Below are 19,640 nucleotides of genomic sequence, written 5' to 3' on the forward strand. Positions count from 1 at the left end.
AATATGCACTTTCCATCGGTATCGCTTCCTTTCGTTTCATTGTCTATATATTACAGCGCTTTTTTGAAAGGAATATCAAGGTTCTGTGACAGTATAATGAAAATTAGCACTCTCGATGCGAGAGTGCTAATCTGAAGCTTATTCAATTGTCCTTTATCTCAGCTTTCAGACTGTGCAAGCACAAGATCCTCGAATTTTCCGCGTATCGCCTTTACAAGTGCCTGCGGAGAAAGATGTATCTGCACGCCTATCCTGCCGCCGCTTATGTAGAACTGCGGCATAGCTTCGGCGCTGTTGTGCACCACCGTCATGAACTGCTTCTTCATGCCTATGGGCGTACAGCCGCCGCGGACATAGCCCGTTACTGCCGTTATATCCTTAACGTGGAGAAGCTCCACGGATTTCTCGTCCACGCTCTTTGCAGCCTTTTTCAGGTCCAGCTCCAGCGCCACGGGAAGCAGAAAGCAGTAATAGCTGCCGCTCTTTCCCTTTGCAACGAGGGTCTTGAAGGTCTCCTCAAGGGGCTGACCCAGTTTTTCGGCTGTGTGGATACCGTCGATGAACTCCTCGCATTCGTAGGTCTGTACTGTGTATTCTATCTTGCTCTTATCAAGAAAACGCATTGCGTTTGTTTTCAGTTCCTTGCCCATTGTTTTTCTCCCTGACAGAAATAATCGTTATCATTTCAGCACGTTTATACAGTTAGAATAGTACCGCGCTATAAAGTTGGAGCAGTACCACAAAAATACCAAATGAAATATAAGACATGAAACCACTAATAATATACTTACCCGTTTCAGGTCAGCTTTTTTGCCTTTTTCTTTGCATTCCGGATATGTACCTTTGCACAGAGGAAATACAGCCCCAGCCATATTATTATGTCTGTGATGCAGAATAAAACAATTATGATGCGTTCAGAATACTGCATATCTTTTTACCTTTTCAAAACAGCGGATAATATCCGCACATACCAAGCACTTATCACTTTTTGCTGAAAACGCAGCCGCAGTAGTTCTGTCTGTACAAGTTATACTGCCTTGACAGCTCTATGGAATGCTTGTAGCCGTCGTGCTTCTTGAAGTCCGAGAAAAGGTACGGTACTCCGCATTCGTCCTGTATCTGCGCTCCGCACTCGTTGATAAAGGTACAGTCCTTATGGGGGCTGATAGTAAGGGTAGTGGTGAACATATCACAGCCAAGCTCCCTTGCCTTTGCTCCTGCCTTTCTCAGGCGGTATGCTATGCATCTGCGGCAGCGCTCTCCCCTTTCGGGCAGGTCCTCAAGGCCCTTTGCAAGCTCGTAAAAGGGTGCAGGGTCGTACTTCTCCTCTATCACCGGGATATCAAGTCCCATTTCCCGAACCAGCCTTTTCAGCTCCGCAAAACGGAAGGCGAACTCCTCCTCTGGAGCTATGTTCGGGTTGCAGAAATACAGCGTGACACTGAAGTATTTCTCCAGCACCGTAAGGGTATGGCTGCTGCACGGCGCACAGCAGGCATGGAGCAGAAGCGACGGCCTTTCGCCGCTTTTTTCGAGGTCACTGAGCTTGCTGTCCAGCAGTAGACCGTAATTCGTCTTAGGCTTGCCCTCCATTACTGATCCTCAAGGTTCTTCAGCGCCTTGAGCTCCTCTTTGTTTATCCTTATCTCCGCGTCCTTGAGGAGCTTTACCTCGCTCCTGTCAAGAGTTACGGGAACTTCCGACTTATCGGTCTTTACGCGAAGCTTTCCTGTGATGAGGTTTACGTCCTCCACCTTGCCCCTGTCACCGTCGGGAGTTACTACGATAGCTCCCACCTTAGGCGTTATCTTGAGCAGAGCTTCATATGCGTTCTGCTCGTTTTTAAGGCAGCACATAAGTCTGCCGCAGGTTCCCGATATCTTCGTAGGATTGAGGGAAAGTCCCTGTTCCTTTGCCATTTTTATGGAAACGGGCTGAAAATCGCCCATATAGCCCTTACAACAGAACTCCCTGCCGCATATGCCAAGTCCGCCGAGTATCTTCGCCTCGTCGCGGACGCCTATCTGACGCAGCTCTATCCTGGTTCTGAATACGGCTGCAAGGTCCTTTACCAGCTCGCGGAAGTCAACACGGTTCTCGGCTGTGAAGTAGAAGAGAAGCTTGTTGTTGTCAAATGTGCATTCAACGTCCACAAGCTTCATGCTCAGCTTGCGGAAAGCTATCTTTTCCTCGCATATCTTGAAAGCGTCCTTTTCACGCTGTTTGTTCTTCTCCACGGTTTTCATGTCGTTGGCGTCCGCAAGCCTGATTATGGGCTTGAGAGGCGAGGTCACCTGATCGTCGTTTATCTGACGGTTGGCGATAACGACCTCTCCGCATTCAACTCCGCGGATAGTCTCGACTATGGCGTGGTCGCCAACGTTCGCCTTTATATTTCCGGGGGAAAAGTAATATATTTTGCCTACGCTCTTGAAGCGTACTCCGACTATTTCTTTCATAGAAGCTCCTAACCGAAAGTCTATCCGACTATCTCCATTATCTCAGCGCCAAGCGCCGTAAGCGCCAGCGGTATGCCCACATTCCTCTCCACAGCCCTCCATGCGTTCTCTATGCATGAATGGAGCCGCGCAGACTGATACGCCGTCACGGCCTGTGACAGAGCAAGGGCTCCCTCGCGGAAGCAGCCTATGGTGTGGGCAGAGCTGTCCTTTGCAAGCACCGCCGCGTCACGGACGAGCTTATCAAGCATGGACAGCGTTTCTCTCACGTCCCCGCGCTCCCTGCCGAGGGAGAAAAGTCCGACTGTGAGAGCGTATTCATCTTTTCTTATTATACTATCGGCAAGCGATTTTGTCAAATCCACACGCTTTCTCAGCTCCCCGTCGCTGATATAGCTCTCACACATTCCGATATTTCCGTGAAAGCAGCTTACTGCGGCGCTTATCTCCTGCTGACCGTGACCGCTCTCCGCAAGAGCCTCCGCAGCTTCTTCCTCGGTGCAGGGAGAAGTGGTGAAGCACACGCAGCGTGAGATTATAGTCGGCAGGAACTCCGACTTTGAGCCGCAGGTGAATATGAAATACGCATACTCAGGAGGCTCCTCTATGAGCTTGAGGAGAGCGTTCTGCGTTCTGTCGTCAACATTGCAGCAGTCCGCAAAGATGTATACCTTGCAGCCGCTACTGTTGTTGGGCTTGATATAGGCGTCAGCTATAACCTCGCGCGCAGTCTCGACGCTGTAATTGCCGAGCTTTCCCGTTTTTTTCGGGTATATCACATCGGGGTGCACATCGTTACAGATATTTTTGCAGGTATTGCACACTCCGCAGGGTCTGCCCTCCACGGGAGCCTCGCACATCAGCGCCTGTGTGTAGTATTTCGCGATACTCTTTCTGCCGCTGCCCTTTTCGCCGCTTATTATAAGGGAATGAGCCGTCCTGCCGCTGACCGCCATTCGCTCAAGAGTGCTTTTCAGCTGCTCGTTTCCGTATATTTTCTTCATATTCAGTCCTTTTCAAAGGGAAGTCTTTTCTTTCCGCGCACCATAAAGGGAACTGCCCTCTTGTGACAGCATATGCGGTTCACGGCCTCCTCGCCGCCGTACTCGCCGTCTCTCGTCCATGAGAACGGCTTGTCGGAAAGATTGGTTATCGTCACTTCATTGGTACGGAAGAATACAATGTTCTTGTCCGTCATGTCATTTTTCAGGAGAGCAAGAGCTGTTCTGCCAAGCTCTGCTGCATTTTTCGGCTTTCTTATGAGAGTTACCTCGAAAATGCCGTCGTCAAGGAGAAAGTTCTTCATATTTATCATGCCTGCCACGGAAGCTGTGTTCGTCACCATTCCGTATACGAATTCGCCCTCGATAGTCTTGTCCGCATACTCTATACGCATGGGTTTTGCCTTGATACTGCCGAGATGAGCAGCTCCCCCTGCGATATAAGCCGCGTGGCCGAAAACGTTCTTCACCTTCTGCGAGGTCTCGTAGGTGATATTGGTAAAAGCTCCGAAGGCCGCAACATAGGAGAAATAGCTGTCGTTGAAGCCGCCGACGTCGCAGAGGACAGGCTTTCCGTGAGTTATGACCTTTGCAGCCTTTATCTGGTCCGAGGGGATACCGAGGCTCTTTGCAAAATCATTGGTCGAGCCTGCAGGAACATATCCTATGGGTATCTTCTTTTCATAGCCCATAACTCCCTGCAGACACTGGCTGAGAGTTCCGTCGCCGCCTGCCACAACAAGCAGGTCGTAGCCCTTTTCACAGGCGAATACCGCCTGCTCAACAGCGTCGCCGCCGCTCTGTGTGGTGTGTACGGTCACTTCATATCCCTCTTTTACGAACTCGTCGATTATCCTGCCCAGCTTCTTGTTTATGACTGCCTTGCCTGCAACAAGATTTACCACAAAATATATCTTTTTCATAGCTTTCTCCCTATATAATCAGCGGACAGGGGTTAGCTGTCCGCTGAGATCGTTATGCCTTCTTTAAAAATTCCTCAAAAGTTTTCTTTTCTCCCTTTGCGCTTGATAGATATGCATAGAATCTAAGTATCTTTGCAGCGTCAACGGAGTCTATCATGCCGTTTGAGTCGATGTCTGCCGCCTTGTTCTGAGCATCTGTAAATGTGCCCTTTGCACCGCTTACAGAACGTTTTGCGTACTCAACAAGCACCTTTGCCGCGTCAACTGCGTCTACATAGCCGTCGTTATTCACATCGCCCAGCTTGTATGACGGAACTGGCTGTGTTGTTGTAGTGGTCGTTGTTGTAACGGGAGCTGTAGTTGTGGTAGTTGTGGGCTTTGCAGTTGTTGTGGTAGTGGTCGTGGTTGTCGTTGTAGTTGTTGTTGTCGTCGTGGTAGTTGTGGTCGTTGTTGTCGTAGTAGTTGTGGTGGTGGTTGTAGTTGTGGTAGTAGTTGTTGTCGTTGTTGTTGGCTTTGCAGTTGTTGTAGTGGTGGTCTGCTCCTCCTTTACGCCTGCAACTCTCTTGTATGTAGCAAGGGGAAGTGCAGGATAGCTTGCCTTATCGGTGAAGCTGTCGAAGGTCCCGGAAAGGAGTCCCTTATCCTCGTGGAGCTTGCCTATCTTGTCAAGAACTGCCGCTGCGATCGCAACGTGTCCCTTCTGATTGGGGTGGATATCCATATCAAACAGCGAGCCTGATGACTGTACGTCAACAAAGTAGTATGCATAGCCGTTGTTGTTCTGACCATCCTTGTTTGCGCTGGGCGCTTTGCCGAGAGCTGTGAACTCGTACTTTACGTCAACTATGTCGATACCCTTTACGTTCTCGATCTGCTGAGAATAGGACTTCATTATGTCCTCAAGGTCAGCTCTCAGGATATTGACCATTGATGCGTTGTCGCCGAACCTGTCAGTCATGTACTTGGGGTCGAACTGAAGAGGCTGGAATATGGTCTGAACATATATCTTGGCGTCGGGATTTACCTTCTTTATTCCGTCCGCAGCCTTCTGTATGTTGGGAACGATGTGCTCTCCTATAAGACCGCCACTGTATCTCTTGTCCTTTGTGTAGATATCGGGCTTGCCGCTTATCTCCTCAACAAGGTCGCCAAGCTCTGCGCCGAATACCAGCTGATTTGTAAAAGAGCCTGTGAGAGATTCCTTGAGTCCGCCCTTGCCGTTGATGTTTATCATGGTGGTTATGTCCGAAACTGTGGGATTTTTGGGGATATCCTTTGCAGAATAGCCCTCGTTGAAGAAATTGTTGCGGGTAGCGTAATCAAGCATGAACTTCGCAATATGCTCGATAATGTCGTTTCCGCCTACAGAAATAACGACATACTCTGCGTCTGCAAGGTTTTTCTGCTGCTGTGTGTCAAATGCAGACATCTTTGCGAGCATATCATCGGTATTGTCGCCTGTGTGTGCATAATTATATACATCACAGCCGAGATAATCGCCGCATATCTCGCCGTAATTATGCTCTACAGCACCTTTTCTCGTGTATCCCGAAGCAATGCTGTCTCCGAGAAGAACCATTCCCTTCTTTTCGGGAGCTTTTTCCGTTTCAACAGCGTTTGTTGTAAAGGACGCCATTGCACTGACACCTACGATTGCTGAAACGAAAGCTGAAATGATTTTTTTCATGTGGATTGCCCTCCTAAATAATTAATCTTATACGCTGATTATATAATATTTCTTACTCATTGTCAAGCAGTAAGTTTCAGCCATCTGCCCTTTGCCGCGGGAAAAAGCCGTTTCATCTTCTATTTCCGCAGGGCACACGCAAAAATGCGGAGCAAAAGCTCCGCATTCGTTGATATCTTATTTAGCGCCTTCCATTATGGCACTGAGGATATTGCCCTCCCATGTGAGAGCTCCCCTGTTGAATATGCCGAAGCTGGAATCGCCGCTCATCTTGCCGTTGTCCCATACAAAGCACTTTATGCCCTTTGCCTTTGCCGCGCTTATGTAATAGGTATAGTAGCTGCTCCTTGTAGCCGCGTCCGCAGCGTTCACACAGCCGAACTCGTCAATGATAACGGGTATTCCCTTATCTATGAACTTCTGCTTGAGCTCGGAGAACTTAGCGTCCAGCTCGCCCTTGCCGCTTTCGGTAAAGACTGTATCAGCTCCCTCCGCAAAGCGCCACGGAGCATAGTAGTGAACTGTGAATATCACGTTCTTGTCGCTGGGGACTATCATATCGTTAAGGGCTACGCTGTCGGCAGAAGCCGCATATGACGTAACGATAAGGGTCCTGTCGGCGTTCTTGCCGCCGCTGGCGCGGACTGTGTCAACGAAATCCTTTGCATACTTGTTGACGGTCTTGCGCTCTCCCTTGGTACCGCCCATCCATTCCATAGCCGAGCCTACCGTTCTCGGCTCGTTCATGCCCTCGAACATGAGCCTGTCATCGTAATTCGCAAAACGTGCGGATATCTGCTCCCATATCTTCTTCAGACGGGCGCTGTCGCCGCTGTAGGAAGTCTCCTGGGGATCGAACCATATATAGTCGTCATGGTGCATATTGAGTATGACGAAAAGTCCCTCGCTGTATGCATAGTCAACGACCTCCTGAACTCTGTCGAGCCATTCGGTCTGTATTTCATCGCCGTTCATATGCTCAGACCACGTTACAGGTATTCTCACGGCATTGAAGCCTGCCGCCCTGACGGAATTTATCATTTCCTTCGTGGTCTTCATATTGCCCCAGCCAGTCTCGGTGCTGAGACCTGTTTTGCCTGTATCATAGCTGTCAAGGGTATTGCCCAGGTTCCAGCCAACCTTTATCTCGGATACTATCTCCTTGGCGCTGCGGAAGCCGTTTGCGTTATGGGCGGCTATCTCCGTAGCCACCTCTGTTGTGGGCTGTACCGCAGGTGCAGGGTAGTCTCCCGTGCCCGTGCTGAACTTTACGTCTACCGTTTTTATGGTAACTGTCGGCTGTTCGCTCCACCAGTACTTGAACAGGAGCTCGTTGTTCCTTGCAATGCAGCCCTTTGCCCTGTCAGGTACGAACCAGACGAGGTCAAGCTCCGAATCATTGGTGAATACCGCTGTATCTCCCGATACGTATTCGCCGTCTGAGGAGCTTATGCCGTATGCTCCCGTGAATTTTCCCAGCCTTCCTTCGGAAGCTATGCTGAATGTTACCACCTCGGGGACCATTCCCTCGGGGATAAAGTCGAGAGGTATGCGTACTGTCCTGTCGCCCTCGGAATAGCTTACGCTCTCCCCCGATTTGGTGACGCCCTCACCGTCAACGGGAACTTCTCTCGTTCTCTCAAGGGTGCAGATAACGTTCTCTATCCTGAGACTGTCGCAGTTTCCCCACCAGTAGCCGAACATTACCTCGCCGCTCTCATGGATATAGTCCTTCAGCTCCTCGGGGACTACCCATGTGATCTCGCCGTATGTTCCCTGTGTGGGTGCTGTAAACTCCTCCGACTGGAACCAGCCGGGATGTGTTGCGGCAGGACATCTGTCCTCGACAGATATTCCGCAGCCGCCTTTGAATTCGCCTATATTGCTCGTACCATCGCCTGAGTATATGATGAAGGTGAACGAAACTATCCTGTCCCCCTCATCTATAAGATCGGCAAGGGGAAATTTTGCGGTATTGCTTCCCTGTGCTCTCCCGATAACTCTCCCGTCAGTCATCTGAGTGCCGATCATAGCCGAAACGGTCTCAACTGGGCTTATATGCTCGGTTGCCATCTCTGTAGTTTCCTCCTCAATAACGGCGGTCGTCACCTCCTGTGTACCCGTCTCTTTTTCTTTTTCCGACAGGTCAGGCGATCCGCCTTTCTTCGCGCATGACACGCCGAGCAGCAGCATAGCTGCGGCTGTGAAGAGCGCCATTGCCTTTTTTCCCATTGTTAAATGTCCTTTCCTCTTTAGCCCTGATCTCTCTCTTATCTAAGGCATACTAAAAACACCTATTTTTATTATATCACGCTATACGCTCATTTGCAATGCATGATTTTGCCTAATATGAACCCCACAGAAACGACTTTATATAATAATCTGCCCATAACTATATAATTATTTTATAAATAAATATGACAAAACGGTGAAGCATAAGTGGTAAAAGTGTGTCTCTTTGTCGAATAATTGATTACAATTCTCCCTTTGGCTTGACAAATTATCAGCGCCCGTGTATAATAATTACAGTAGAAGCGGAACTACTTCTTTCCGCGGTAAAATAAACGAATACCTTTAGTTATGAAAGGATAGGAAACTATGAATATTTCAAAGAAAAAAGCAATCGCGCTGGCATCTGTTCTCTGCGTAGCATTTTCTTCTCTCGTTTCATGTCTCGACAACAAGGAAGGCGGCTCTTCCGATAAAAATGATACAAACAGCAAAAGCAGCAGTTCTCAGACAACTACTGCCGCTGACGGTCAGCAGTCTGCTCCTACCAAGGATATCAGTCAGATAAAGAACGACGAAGGTGCCGTTGTAGGTACCCCATTCCAGTCAGGCTCCGCTGCTGATTTTGCAGAAACAGGTATGCCTGTAAAGGACGACCTCAATGCTGACGATCCGACTTCAAAGGAGCCCGCTACAGAGGTCGTTGAGGTGACAGAGGCTAACGGCGAAAAGGCTACAGACGCACAGGGACAGGTCGTTACCGAGATAGTTACAAAGGCTCCGTCGGCTGACGATTACGTAAGCAAGACAGATAAGAGATACTGCCTCTGGATCGACATCTCCGCTGATCCCGACACTGAGAAAGAATACAAGGGCGTTCCGATAACTCAGGACGGTTACGCTTTCAACGATCAGATCGTTAAGGTAACATTCAAGCTCAAGGACAATATCCCCGACAGAGACTACGCTGTAAGATTCAACCCTGATTTCTCAAGTCTCCGCGGCGTTTCACTCAAGCCGAAGGTAGTTCAGGGCAATATCCGTGTAGGCGGCGATATCGCTGCACAGGACGTTTCGGGCGAGTCTGATTTCGTTGCATACGGCGACAATATCTCCGCAAAACCAGGCGATACCGTTGATTACTACATCAATTTAAAGAACAACCCAGGTCTCGCAGCTATGCTCCTCTGGGTATACTACGATTCAAACGCTATGGACGTTCAGAGCATTACTGCTGCAGGCGACTACGCAAAGATCGCACGCGGCACGGAAACAGGATCCAAATAATCAGGATAAAGACAAAAGCCATAAGGAAGCTATCACTTCTTTGTGGCTTTTTATTTTGTGCTGCCGCCCGTGCATGGCTGCTGTCAGGCGTTTCTTCAAGGGCGGAAACATTTTTTCAAAAAAGGGTTGACAAATGTAAATTTACCTGATATAATATAATCATACCAAACATATAGGTAATATGAACATTACTTGGAGGTACATCATGGTTACTTATATTTTTATGCGATGTTGCAGATGAAATGCATATCTTTACCGGGAACGAATAAAATTGATAAAAATCATATAAAGGAGATATTATTATGGCAATTTATAAGAAGATAACAGACCTCATCGGCGGAACTCCGCTCCTTGAGCTCACAAACACAGAGAAGAACAACGACCTCAACGCTACTATCCTCGCTAAGCTCGAGTACTTCAACCCTGCCGGAAGCGTTAAGGACAGAGTTGCAAAGGCTATGATAGACGATGCAGAGGCAAAGGGTATCCTCAAAGAGGGCAGCGTTATCATCGAGCCCACCAGCGGCAATACAGGTATCGGTCTCGCGTCTGTTGCAGCTTCAAGAGGCTACCGCCTTATCATTACAATGCCCGAGACCATGAGCATCGAGCGCCGCAACCTCATGAAGGCTTACGGTGCAGAGCTCGTCCTCACTGACGGCTCAAAGGGCATGAAGGGCGCTATCGCAAAAGCAGAGGAACTCGCACAGGAAATAAAGGGCAGCTTTATCCCTTCACAGTTCACTAACCCTGCAAACCCTGCTATCCACGAAAAGACCACAGGCGTTGAGATATGGGACGATACAGACGGAAAAGTCGATATCTTCGTTGCAGGCGTCGGTACAGGCGGTACTGTCAGCGGTACAGGCGCTTACCTCAAGTCCAAGAACCCGAATGTCAAGGTAGTTGCTGTAGAACCGAAGAACTCGCCTGTTCTCTCAGAGGGCAAGGCAGGTCCGCATAAGATACAGGGTATCGGCGCAGGATTTGTTCCGGAGACTCTCAATACAAAGATATATGACGAGATAATCACCGTTTCCAACGAGGACGCTTTTGAAACAGGCAAGGCTATCGTAAGAAACGAGGGCGTACTTGTGGGTATTTCATCGGGTGCGGCTGTATGGGCTGCTATCCAGCTTGCAAAGCGCCCCGAAAACAAGGGCAAGACTATAGTTGCTCTGCTTCCTGATACAGGCGAGCGCTATCTCTCAACTCCTATGTTTGAATAATAATATTAACCATATACACTTCTCAAAAAAAGCCATAAAGAAGAGATTTCTTCTTTATGGCTTTTTACTTATACCGGATCGTTATGCTGTCCCCCGAATTAAGCTCGAAAGACAGCGCTTTGTCATTTTCTTCGATGAGGAGCTCTGAGGATACGATATAGCTTCCCTTGCCCCACGGTTCCCTGTGCGTGATGTTCAACTCCGAAAAAGGGCATATAACGAGCTCTGCGCCGCAGCCCCGTGCGTCCCTGAGGTATATTTCGACCCTTGAAGCCGAATAGTCCACGCAAAAAGATACTGTTTCATAGTCATGCAGCCCCGAATCGGCTGCCATAGACTCGGTTATTATGCTTTTCATGGCTTTATATGCAGTAATCGCCTGAAATGCTTATTCCGCGGTCGATTATGTCCTTGAGACTTATACCGTCGAGATATTCGTTGACCGCCTTATAAAGCCCCTCCCATACGAAAAGGGTGGAGCAGTCGGCTGCTCTCGGACATTCGTTGGGTTCAAAGTCAAGACAGGCTACGGGCGCAAGACTGCCCTCGGTAGCTCTCAGTATATCTCCTACCGTTATCTCGTCGGCTTTTCCTGCAAGCATATATCCGCCCTTGTTTCCGCGGTTCGTCCTGAGAAGCCCTGTCTTGTTCAGCAGAGGAACGATCTGTTCGAGGTATTTCTTCGATATTCCCTGCCTGTCTGCTATATCTTTAAGCGATACGTAGCCCTCCTCCTGGTGGAGCGCAAGATCATAAAGCATTCTGAGCGCGTATCTTCCTTTAGTCGATATTTTCATAGATCAATCTGCACGTCCTTTCTGTCTGCTGTATCTATTATTATACCATAGGTTTAGTATGAATTGCAAGAGCTGAGAGAGATTTTTTTATATTTTTCCCTGATTTTCGCCGATGTGCTTTTCCCCCTTGACATATGCCGCCTTGTTGTGATATACTATATGTGCTCAAAATGCAAATATATCGCAGTGCGATTTCTTAATACCACGGAGGATACAAACATGAGGATCAAAAAGACAGCTGCGCTTTTTATGGCTGCTTCGCTTATGGCTGCGCTTTCCGCAGGCTGCATTAACAATAACAATAAAAACAATACTTCCGAAGAGGACATCTTCCCCACACTCAGCAATGAAACTGTTGCTCCCATAGGCTCTACCGAGATAAAGGGCGAGCTCGGCAAGGAAGTAACTGCCAACAATACCTCTTTCACTCTGAGATCACTGCTTGTCCACACCGACAGCGCTGCAAAGGAAAGATTCATATTCTTCGATATCGACCTCAGAAACAGCACAAATAAGGAGTACACGCTGAATACTCTCAACAACTTCTATATAAAGCTCGATGACGGTACCGAGGTATTCTCCGACGTCCGCAGTCAGCTCTATGCAAACGGCAACATCAAAAAGGACAAATACTTCGTTGATCCTTTCAATATCCCCTCAAACGGACAGTTCAGCGGTATCGTGGGCGGATTTATCCTCAAGGACGATATCGACAGCTTCACGGTCTGCTTCTTCCCGACAGGCAGCAACCCCAACGACAAGGGTACGGTCATTGAGTACAGCATAACCGCCGACGACCTAAAAGAGCTTGATTCAACATTACTGAAATAAAGAAAGCCCGCATTGCGGGCTTTCTTTTTCTATCTGTCTATGGCTTGTCACTTAGACTTGATCTCTTCACAAAAAGCTTTGAATGTGATATTCTTGCCTGACGAAACTCTTGCATAATATGCAAGCAGCAGTGAAGCGTCAACTGCGTTTATCCTTCCGTCCTTATTAACGTCGCTTACATTGATATCCTCAGCTGTGGGAACAGCCTTGTCCGTGGAGTATTTCGCGTAGTCCGCAAGAAGGAACGAAGCGTCTACCGCGTCGATAATGCCGTCGCCGTTAAGGTCGCCTGTCTTTTTCTTTGCATCTGTTATTTCGATATATCCCTGCTCGATTCCCTTTGTGAAGAGCCATGCCTCCATATTCTTGCCGTCCTTGTCGTCGGCAAAATTCGTGAATATATCATGGCGCAGGGAATTGCTCTTGTCCACCCAGAAAAAGACCTCTATGGGGTACTTGTCCCCGACCTTTGCATTTTCCGGCACCTTTACCCTGAACTTCCACATAACGCCGTCTTTACCGCCGTTGCCGTTGCCGCAGGAGGTAGTCAGGAACAGTCCGTGAGGGGCACCGTTTTCGTCTACATAATCTGGCTCCTGTTTATAGCTCAGCTTCTTTATAGCAGGACCGTTGTCCGCATAATCCTCGTCGTCCACAGGGATAAGCCGAAGTCTGTCGTCAAATCTTATATGCAGTCCTGTTGAAGCATATTTTCCGTCGGCGCCGCTGATCGTGAGTTCTATCTCTTTTTCCTCATCTGTCTGATTAACGGGCACTTCAAAACGGCTAAGGGACAATGTAGGCTTGGTTTTCGCCTTTTCGGGGTTGAGAACTACCTTTTTGCCCCCCTCTGTTCCGTCGTCTACTGTATATTCAACCGCATAGCTCTCGCCTGCCGCAGGTCCTGCATAGACCTTTGATATAGACGGAGCAAGCAGCATTGTAGCCGCTATACAGAACGTTATAAATCTTGCTATCCTTCGTTTCATACATCTCACTCCTTTTGTCCCCTGAGGGGGCTTCCTTTGTTGATTTTATTATAGCATATTCGATAAATTATTGCAATATGGTTACGAAAATTCAGGAGTTATAACAATCGGCAGTAGCTTTTTTGACCTTTTTCACCAAAAAGAAGCTTCTCATTAGTTGTTTTTACTTATCTCTCGGAAAAACGGTCGTCCGATCTGCTGAAAGAGCCCTCAGAAACGCTATGTAAACAGTTCCTCCGACCACCGCAGATGCACCTATTACTGTTAATCGCGACAGTTCCCTATGTTTCGCGGTGCACGCTGTCAGATAAGCTGAACCGCCGCACATAAAGCCTGCATAAAGCGCGTTTACAAATGGTATAATATGTATTTTTATTTTCACCGTTGTAATATAAATCCGGAGTGATAGACAGAGTATCAGCGCATAGCACAGTGTGGTGGAAAATGCAGCTCCGTCAACTCCCATAAAAGGTATGAGCAGCAGATTGCCCGCGAGCTTCACGGCTGTGCCTGCAAGCATTATCTTCAGGGGCGCGGAGGGTTTCCCTGCGGCCTGAAGCATACTGAACAGCGGATAAGAAGCGCACAGGCAGACCATTCCTGCCATAAGATACCTCAGCGGAGCTATGCACAGCGCCGCTTCGTCGCTCTGCCTCGGATACAGGAAGCCCAGCACCTCGGGCGCAAGAACAAAAAGCCCTGCCGCCGCAGGTACCGATATTATCACGGCAGTCAGCAGTGCCTGCATCGTACCGCGCTGTACAGCCGCCCTGTCGCCGCTGCCGCAGGCTGAGGCAATGCAGGTAAGAGCTCCCTTGCCCAGCATATTCGTCACCGAGGGAACAAGTCCGAACACCGTGAGGGCTATGCCTGCAAATGAACCGTACACAAAGCTCGGCAGTTCCCCTGCCGTTACGCCTGCGGGAGCTTTTATTCCGCTGCCGAACCTTGATATACAGCCTATCACAGTCCACATATCAACTACCGCCGTGAGGTTCGTCACAAGAGCTCCTATGCCTACGGGAAGCGCCGTCGCCATGAGCTCCCTGACTATGGCCCTGCCGCTCATGAGATGAGCTTCGCCGCCGCGGTGCGGACGCACGACAAGTCTCATGACGCCAAAGAAAAGAGCCGCTCCTGCCGTGGAGAGAGTAACTCCGAGGACGCCTGCCGCCGCGGCTGCTCCGCGGATATCGGTGATATCCGGAAACAGTCCCATGACCGTGCCGGGGTGTGAGGTCACATAGCCGCACAGCATAAGGCCTGCGACTGCCTTAACTACGCCCTCCGCCGCTTGTGAGAAGGCTGTGGGGTACATGTTGCTCATGCCCTCATAGTAGCCGCGCTCAACAGCGGTGATACAGCCGAAAAATACGGACGGAGCTATCATTGCAACTGCTCCGTAAGCTTCGGGGCTGCCGATAAAATACAGGCTGAACGGCTTTGCAAGCAGAAATATAAGGAGGCTCCCTACAAGTCCCACTCCCGAAAACAGCATCAGAGCAGTCCGTCGCACCTTTGCGGCATTTGCATACATACCGAGAGCCGCGCTCTGTGCAGTCATACGCGCCACGGCGGAGCTCAGCCCCGTCACGGTCAGGGCGTACACGGGCATGAAGATACTGTAGGCACAGCTGAAATAGCTCATGCCTATGCCGCCCAGTATGTTGGTAAGAGGTATCTTGAATACCGCTCCCAGCAGCTTTGCTGCCGCTGCCGATATCATCAGTATTATGGAGCCCTTGAGGAAATCCTGCCTTTTCAGTCCGAAACGCCTCCTGTTTGACATAATATGCGGAAAAGACCGCTTTTTTATAAAAATATATGATGCAGGATTTGAATTTATGTGGTATAGGTTCGCGGCACGGATAATTAATTTGCCCACTATTTTTCCGCGGCTGTTGCTTTTTTTGTAATTATGTGGTATAATGGTTAAGATAGGCTGATAATACATTCCGAACTGTCCCGATATAAGACGTGACGGGACAAAACCAAGCAAATAATTAACAAACAGACGAAAGGCTGGTTTTTATCATGAATTATAAATTCTCAGACAAGGTAAGCAAGCTGCAGGCATCGGCTATCAGAGAAATACTGAAATTCACCGCCGATCCCGAGGTCATTTCCTTCGCGGCAGGCAATCCTGCACCTGAGGCTTTCCCCAAGGAGCAGATCGCCGAGATATCCGCTGAGCTTCTCAGAGACGACCCTATCCTCGCTCTTCAGTACAGCGTTACCGAGGGATACACTCCGCTCCGTGATTACCTCAAGGGCTGGATGACTGAAAAGGGCTGCTTCCATAAAGAGTTCGACGACCTTATCATCACCTCGGGCGGTCAGCAGGCCAACGAGCTTGCCTGCAAGGTGCTCCTCAATGAGGGAGATACTCTCCTTGTTGAGTCTCCAAGCTTTATCGGTTCGCTCAACGCTTTCCGCTCATACAACGTTCACCTCAGGGGTATCGAGATGGAGGACGACGGAATTGACCTTGAAAAGCTGGAAAACGCTCTCAGGACAGAGAAGAACGTGAAGCTCCTCTATGTTATCCCGAACTTCCAGAACCCAACAGGAAAAACTATGTCGCTTGCAAAGAGAAAGGCTGTTTATGAGCTTGCCTGCAAGTACGACTTCATTATCCTCGAGGACGACCCATACGGCGAGCTCCGCTTCGAGGGCGAGAACGTTCCGTGTATCAAGAGCTTTGATACCGAGGGCAGAGTCATCTACTCCAGCACATTCTCAAAGATAATCTCATCGGGCTTCAGAACAGGCTACTGCTCAGCTCCGTCACCTGTTATCCAGAAAATGGTCGTATGCAAGCAGGTGGCAGACGTTCACTCGAATATGTGGGCTCAGGTAGTATCCTACAGATTCATGTCAACAGTTGACAGAGAAGCTCATTTCAAGAAGCTCCGCGCTATATACAAGGAGAAATGCGACCTTATGTGCGGATACATTGACAACGACTTCTCAAAGCAGATAAAGTACATCAAGCCTCAGGGCGGTCTCTTCGTATGGTGCGACCTTCCCGAGAGCTGCGATATGAACGATTTTTGCAGAAAGGCTGTACAGCAGTACAAGATTGCAGTCGTTCCCGGCAATTCGTTCAGCATCGAGGAGGGCGAGGTAAGCCACTCCTTCAGACTCAACTATTCAACGCCTACCAACGAGCAGATAAAGAAGGGCATGGATATACTGGCCCGTATGACAAAAGAAATGCTCGATTGATAAAAAAGAAAAGGGCAGATCCTTTTTGCAGCGGAAATATCTGCTGACAACGCAAAAAGTACAAGCCCAAAGAAATTACACTGAAAGGATAATCCATTATGCCAAACAGAATGACAGACAGATATAATGTCACACAGAAATACCTCATGACAAGAGGTCAGGCTATCAATTTCCCTGCCGAGTACTTCAACAACATCATCAAGCTCAAGAAAGACGATGTTTTCGGAGTAGTCATCGACATCCCGATGTCGGCAGACGTTCTCACTACTATGGTATGCTTCATCAACGGCGCTGCCAACGTTTACTTCAACAACGGCGGCGAGTACACAGGAGCTTCCCAGAGATACAGAAATCTCGTTCAGGCTGCTCATACTCTCGTTGCAAATGCAGGTCAGATCATGCCCAAGTGCGAAAAGACAAAGTCCTACGACCTCCCCAAGGGAAGAAACAACAACATCTTCCTCCTCACCAAGAACGGCGTATACAAGACAGTACTTGCTTCAGGTCCTATCCCCGAGGAAGAAAAGGAGCTCCGTTCATTCTACGTTCTCTATCAGCGCGTTCTCAGCGAGATAAGAAACTGTCAGCTCAAGGACGACGCTATCAGAAGAAAAGAAGCTAATCAGTAAGGAGTCGGCACAAAATGGACGATAAAAAGCTGATATTCAGCGGTATCCAGCCTACAGGAACCTTCACTCTCGGTAACTATATCGGAGCTGTAAGAAACTGGGGCGTTTTGCAGGAGCAGTACAACTGCATCTACTGCGTTGTTGATATGCACGCTATCACGGTAAGACAGGAGCCAGCAAAGCTCCGTCAGAACACACTCAATTCGTATGCGCTTCTTATGGCGTGCGGCGTTGATCCCGAAAGATCCATACTCTTTATACAGAGCCACGCTCCCACACACGCGGAGCTCAACTGGATACTGGGCTGCAATACGCAGTTCGGCGAGCTCTCACGTATGACTCAGTTCAAGGACAAGAGCCAGAAGCACCCCGACGATATAAATGCGGGACTCTTCACCTACCCTACTCTCATGGCTGCCGATATCCTCGCATATAACGCAGACCTCGTTCCCGTAGGCGTAGACCAGAAGCAGCATCTCGAACTTGCAAGAAATATCGCTCAGCGCTTCAATCAGCGCTACGGCGACTTCTTCACGCTCCCCGAGCCATATATCCCGGAGGTGGGCGCCAAGATAATGTCATTGCAGGAGCCTTCAAAGAAAATGTCAAAATCCGACGATAACCCCAACGCCTGCATACTTATCCTCGACGATAAGGACACTATCATACGCAAATTCAAGAGAGCCGTTACCGACAGCGAGGCTGAGATATGCTACCGTGAGGGCAAGGACGGCATAAATAACCTTATGACTATATATTCCTGTGTTACAGGCAAGGACTTCAAGGCTATAGAGTCCGAATTTGCAGGAAAGGGCTACGGCGACTTCAAGCTCGCTGTGGGTGAAGCCGTTGCCGATCACCTTGAGCCTGTACGTACTGAGTTCGCAAGACTCAGCGCCGACAAGGCTTACCTCAAGCAGTGTTACACCGAGGGTGCACAGAAGGCTCTCAGGTACTCCGGAAGGATAGTTTCAAAGGTTTACCATAAGGTCGGATTTGTTGACAGATAGGTGATTTGACCGTTTCGGGCGTTTGTATATATATAACTAACTGTAATTATATGGCAAAAATATACAAACTGCGACGAGGTAAAGCATATTATTCCACAATATTGACGAAATTGTAAAAAATAGGTTGCAATTTGATAAATTTTAGGGTATTATATTACATAGCCCGTCTTTAAGGGAGTGTTTTCCTATGGTTGAATATCAGCAGAAGGATCATTACTCGATCAGCGATCTGCTCGATATAGTCAGGCTTTTGAGAGGCGAGGGCGGCTGCCCCTGGGACAGGGAGCAGACCCACAAGTCTATCAAGAGCGACTTCATAGAAGAGACCTGCGAGGTCATCGAGGCTATCGACCTTGACGACAAGGCGCTTCTTCGTGAAGAGCTGGGCGACGTTCTGCTTCAGGTAGTTTTCCATTGCAGGATCGAGGAGGAAACAAGTACGTTTACCTTCGATGATGTGTGCGACGAAGTCTGCAAGAAGCTCATCATCCGTCACCCCCACGTTTTCGGTGACGTCACAGCCAATACCACCGACCAGGTGCTTAAAAACTGGGACGCTATCAAAATGGAAACAAAGGGACAGGAACGCTATACCGATACGCTCACAAGCGTTGCAAAGTCGCTTCCCGCTCTTATGAGAGCGCAGAAGGTCGGCAAACGCGCAATGCGCGCAGGTATGGATTTCCGCTGTGCAGAGGATGCTGTGGCTTGTATCGGAAACGAAAAGGCTGAGCTGGACGCTGCTATCGCTAACGGCGATAAGGCTAATATCGAGGAAGAAATTGGCGATCTGCTTTTTTCGTGCGTAAATGCAGCTCGTCATCTCGGCGTTGACGCCGAGCTTGCACTTAAATCGGCTACGGAAAAGTTCATCAAGCGCTTTTCCGTCACAGAAGACCTCACTTCTGCCGAAAAGATCGACATGAAGGAGCTTCCTATTGAAGAGCTTGACAAGTATTGGAACAAGGCAAAATCAATTATCAGTAAAACGGAGGAACGTAAAAATGACAAAGACTGAACTCATCAATTCAATCGCAGAAAAGGCTGGCTGCACAAAGAAGGACGCTGCAGCTGCTCTTGAGGCTACACTTTCATCAATCCAGGAGACACTCGTTAAGGGTGAGAAGGTTTCTATCACAGGCTTCGGTACATTCGAGGTTCGTGAGAGAGGCGAAAAGACCTGCATCAACCCCAAGACAAAGGCTAAAATGGTTTGCCCTCCCTGCAAGGCTCCCGCTTTCAAGGCTGGCAGAGGCCTCAAGGAAGCTGTTAACACAGTAAAGAACAGCAAGAAGAAGAAAAAGTAATAAATAACGGGGACAGGCTTCTGTCCCCGTTTGT

19 protein-coding genes are annotated in these 19,640 nt (G+C 48.8%); 8 read left to right on the forward strand and 11 right to left on the reverse strand.

The genetic code is table 11. The features are described 5' to 3' along the window. Positions 1–158: 158 nt before the first annotated feature. From ybaK to IKW96_RS14640, 7 genes are all read right to left on the reverse strand, one after another. Positions 159–650: a Cys-tRNA(Pro) deacylase gene (gene ybaK, locus IKW96_RS14610; RefSeq protein ID WP_296576557.1), complete on the reverse strand. Its 492-nt coding sequence runs from the start codon at positions 648–650 to the stop codon at positions 159–161. 331 nt (positions 651–981) lie between these two features. Then, the gene (locus IKW96_RS14615) at positions 982–1,593 is read right to left on the reverse strand and encodes an epoxyqueuosine reductase QueH (RefSeq protein ID WP_296576559.1); all 612 of its coding nucleotides are present in this window, start codon (positions 1,591–1,593) and stop codon (positions 982–984) included. Continuing rightward, a complete protein-coding gene (locus IKW96_RS14620; protein ID WP_296576562.1) occupies positions 1,593–2,459 on the reverse strand; it encodes a stage 0 sporulation family protein in 867 nt (288 codons plus the stop codon). The genes IKW96_RS14615 and IKW96_RS14620 overlap by 1 nt, the downstream gene beginning before the upstream one ends. A gap of 20 nt (positions 2,460–2,479) precedes the next feature. Then, complete coding sequence (locus IKW96_RS14625; protein ID WP_296576564.1) at positions 2,480–3,463, reverse strand: DNA polymerase III subunit delta'; 984 nt, start codon at positions 3,461–3,463, stop codon at positions 2,480–2,482. Between the two features lie 2 nt (positions 3,464–3,465). Beyond that, entirely contained in the window at positions 3,466–4,383 is a 918-nt protein-coding gene (locus tag IKW96_RS14630) for a diacylglycerol kinase family protein (RefSeq protein WP_296576566.1), read from the reverse strand. A 52-nt stretch (positions 4,384–4,435) separates the two neighbouring features. Continuing rightward, the gene (locus IKW96_RS14635; protein ID WP_296576568.1) at positions 4,436–6,070 is read right to left on the reverse strand and encodes a GDSL-type esterase/lipase family protein; all 1,635 of its coding nucleotides are present in this window, start codon (positions 6,068–6,070) and stop codon (positions 4,436–4,438) included. 177 nt (positions 6,071–6,247) lie between these two features. Further along, a complete protein-coding gene (locus IKW96_RS14640; RefSeq protein ID WP_296576570.1) occupies positions 6,248–8,302 on the reverse strand; it encodes a cellulase family glycosylhydrolase in 2,055 nt (684 codons plus the stop codon). Positions 8,303–8,668: 366 nt separating this feature from the next. Here IKW96_RS14640 and IKW96_RS14645 point away from each other — a divergent pair, with 366 nt between their 5' ends. Together IKW96_RS14645 and cysK are read left to right on the forward strand one after the other, a co-directional pair. Beyond that, positions 8,669–9,586: a hypothetical protein gene (locus IKW96_RS14645; protein WP_296576572.1), complete on the forward strand. Its 918-nt coding sequence runs from the start codon at positions 8,669–8,671 to the stop codon at positions 9,584–9,586. A gap of 302 nt (positions 9,587–9,888) precedes the next feature. Next, positions 9,889–10,815, forward strand: a complete 927-nt coding sequence (cysK, locus tag IKW96_RS14650) for a cysteine synthase A (RefSeq protein WP_296576574.1) — start codon at positions 9,889–9,891, stop codon at positions 10,813–10,815. 64 nt (positions 10,816–10,879) lie between these two features. Here the strand turns inward: cysK and IKW96_RS14655 are convergent, their stop codons facing one another. Next, positions 10,880–11,173 carry a hypothetical protein gene (locus IKW96_RS14655; protein WP_296576576.1) on the reverse strand — a complete coding sequence of 98 codons (294 nt, stop codon included), beginning with the start codon at positions 11,171–11,173 and terminating at the stop codon, positions 10,880–10,882. A 4-nt stretch (positions 11,174–11,177) separates the two neighbouring features. Beyond that, positions 11,178–11,612, reverse strand: a complete 435-nt coding sequence (locus tag IKW96_RS14660; RefSeq protein ID WP_296576578.1) for an Rrf2 family transcriptional regulator — start codon at positions 11,610–11,612, stop codon at positions 11,178–11,180. Positions 11,613–11,831: 219 nt separating this feature from the next. On the opposite strand from IKW96_RS14660, the gene IKW96_RS14665 reads away from it, so the two are divergent. Continuing rightward, complete coding sequence (locus tag IKW96_RS14665) at positions 11,832–12,443, forward strand: hypothetical protein (protein WP_296576579.1); 612 nt, start codon at positions 11,832–11,834, stop codon at positions 12,441–12,443. A gap of 47 nt (positions 12,444–12,490) precedes the next feature. Here IKW96_RS14665 and IKW96_RS14670 read toward each other — a convergent pair whose 3' ends face one another. Continuing rightward, a complete protein-coding gene (locus IKW96_RS14670) occupies positions 12,491–13,432 on the reverse strand; it encodes a dockerin type I domain-containing protein (RefSeq protein WP_296576593.1) in 942 nt (313 codons plus the stop codon). A gap of 163 nt (positions 13,433–13,595) precedes the next feature. Next, positions 13,596–15,221: a polysaccharide biosynthesis C-terminal domain-containing protein gene (locus IKW96_RS14675; protein WP_296576596.1), complete on the reverse strand. Its 1,626-nt coding sequence runs from the start codon at positions 15,219–15,221 to the stop codon at positions 13,596–13,598. A 245-nt stretch (positions 15,222–15,466) separates the two neighbouring features. Between IKW96_RS14675 and IKW96_RS14680 the strand changes: the two genes are divergently transcribed. The 5 genes from IKW96_RS14680 to IKW96_RS14700 all read left to right on the forward strand — a co-directional run bounded on the left by IKW96_RS14680 (position 15,467) and on the right by IKW96_RS14700 (position 19,606). Beyond that, positions 15,467–16,660, forward strand: a complete 1,194-nt coding sequence (locus IKW96_RS14680) for a PLP-dependent aminotransferase family protein (protein ID WP_296576597.1) — start codon at positions 15,467–15,469, stop codon at positions 16,658–16,660. A gap of 98 nt (positions 16,661–16,758) precedes the next feature. Further along, positions 16,759–17,289 carry a hypothetical protein gene (locus IKW96_RS14685; protein WP_296576599.1) on the forward strand — a complete coding sequence of 177 codons (531 nt, stop codon included), beginning with the start codon at positions 16,759–16,761 and terminating at the stop codon, positions 17,287–17,289. A 14-nt stretch (positions 17,290–17,303) separates the two neighbouring features. After that, entirely contained in the window at positions 17,304–18,299 is a 996-nt protein-coding gene (gene trpS, locus IKW96_RS14690; protein WP_296576601.1) for a tryptophan--tRNA ligase, read from the forward strand. A 187-nt stretch (positions 18,300–18,486) separates the two neighbouring features. Beyond that, entirely contained in the window at positions 18,487–19,317 is an 831-nt protein-coding gene (mazG, locus tag IKW96_RS14695; protein WP_296576603.1) for a nucleoside triphosphate pyrophosphohydrolase, read from the forward strand. Then, positions 19,304–19,606, forward strand: a complete 303-nt coding sequence (locus tag IKW96_RS14700; RefSeq protein ID WP_296576605.1) for an HU family DNA-binding protein — start codon at positions 19,304–19,306, stop codon at positions 19,604–19,606. Before mazG ends, IKW96_RS14700 begins: the two co-directional genes overlap by 14 nt. The last annotated feature ends 34 nt before the right edge of the window (positions 19,607–19,640 follow it).

The sequence above is a fragment of the Ruminococcus sp. genome (genome assembly GCF_017549005.1).
Taxonomy (GTDB): Bacteria; Bacillota; Clostridia; order Oscillospirales; family Ruminococcaceae; genus Ruminococcus.

What these genes read in the sequence shown, in the direction of transcription:
- ybaK (WP_296576557.1), bottom strand. Translation starts at nt 650, where the DNA reads ATGGGCAAGGAACTGAAAACAAACGCAATGCGTTTTCTTGATAAGAGC.
- IKW96_RS14615 (WP_296576559.1), bottom strand. Translation starts at nt 1,593, where the DNA reads ATGGAGGGCAAGCCTAAGACGAATTACGGTCTACTGCTGGACAGCAAG.
- IKW96_RS14620 (WP_296576562.1), bottom strand. Translation starts at nt 2,459, where the DNA reads ATGAAAGAAATAGTCGGAGTACGCTTCAAGAGCGTAGGCAAAATATAT.
- IKW96_RS14625 (WP_296576564.1), bottom strand. Translation starts at nt 3,463, where the DNA reads ATGAAGAAAATATACGGAAACGAGCAGCTGAAAAGCACTCTTGAGCGA.
- IKW96_RS14630 (WP_296576566.1), bottom strand. Translation starts at nt 4,383, where the DNA reads ATGAAAAAGATATATTTTGTGGTAAATCTTGTTGCAGGCAAGGCAGTC.
- IKW96_RS14635 (WP_296576568.1), bottom strand. Translation starts at nt 6,070, where the DNA reads ATGAAAAAAATCATTTCAGCTTTCGTTTCAGCAATCGTAGGTGTCAGT.
- IKW96_RS14640 (WP_296576570.1), bottom strand. Translation starts at nt 8,302, where the DNA reads ATGGGAAAAAAGGCAATGGCGCTCTTCACAGCCGCAGCTATGCTGCTG.
- IKW96_RS14645 (WP_296576572.1), top strand. Translation starts at nt 8,669, where the DNA reads ATGAATATTTCAAAGAAAAAAGCAATCGCGCTGGCATCTGTTCTCTGC.
- cysK (WP_296576574.1), top strand. Translation starts at nt 9,889, where the DNA reads ATGGCAATTTATAAGAAGATAACAGACCTCATCGGCGGAACTCCGCTC.
- IKW96_RS14655 (WP_296576576.1), bottom strand. Translation starts at nt 11,173, where the DNA reads ATGAAAAGCATAATAACCGAGTCTATGGCAGCCGATTCGGGGCTGCAT.
- IKW96_RS14660 (WP_296576578.1), bottom strand. Translation starts at nt 11,612, where the DNA reads ATGAAAATATCGACTAAAGGAAGATACGCGCTCAGAATGCTTTATGAT.
- IKW96_RS14665 (WP_296576579.1), top strand. Translation starts at nt 11,832, where the DNA reads ATGAGGATCAAAAAGACAGCTGCGCTTTTTATGGCTGCTTCGCTTATG.
- IKW96_RS14670 (WP_296576593.1), bottom strand. Translation starts at nt 13,432, where the DNA reads ATGAAACGAAGGATAGCAAGATTTATAACGTTCTGTATAGCGGCTACA.
- IKW96_RS14675 (WP_296576596.1), bottom strand. Translation starts at nt 15,221, where the DNA reads ATGTCAAACAGGAGGCGTTTCGGACTGAAAAGGCAGGATTTCCTCAAG.
- IKW96_RS14680 (WP_296576597.1), top strand. Translation starts at nt 15,467, where the DNA reads ATGAATTATAAATTCTCAGACAAGGTAAGCAAGCTGCAGGCATCGGCT.
- IKW96_RS14685 (WP_296576599.1), top strand. Translation starts at nt 16,759, where the DNA reads ATGCCAAACAGAATGACAGACAGATATAATGTCACACAGAAATACCTC.
- trpS (WP_296576601.1), top strand. Translation starts at nt 17,304, where the DNA reads ATGGACGATAAAAAGCTGATATTCAGCGGTATCCAGCCTACAGGAACC.
- mazG (WP_296576603.1), top strand. Translation starts at nt 18,487, where the DNA reads ATGGTTGAATATCAGCAGAAGGATCATTACTCGATCAGCGATCTGCTC.
- IKW96_RS14700 (WP_296576605.1), top strand. Translation starts at nt 19,304, where the DNA reads ATGACAAAGACTGAACTCATCAATTCAATCGCAGAAAAGGCTGGCTGC.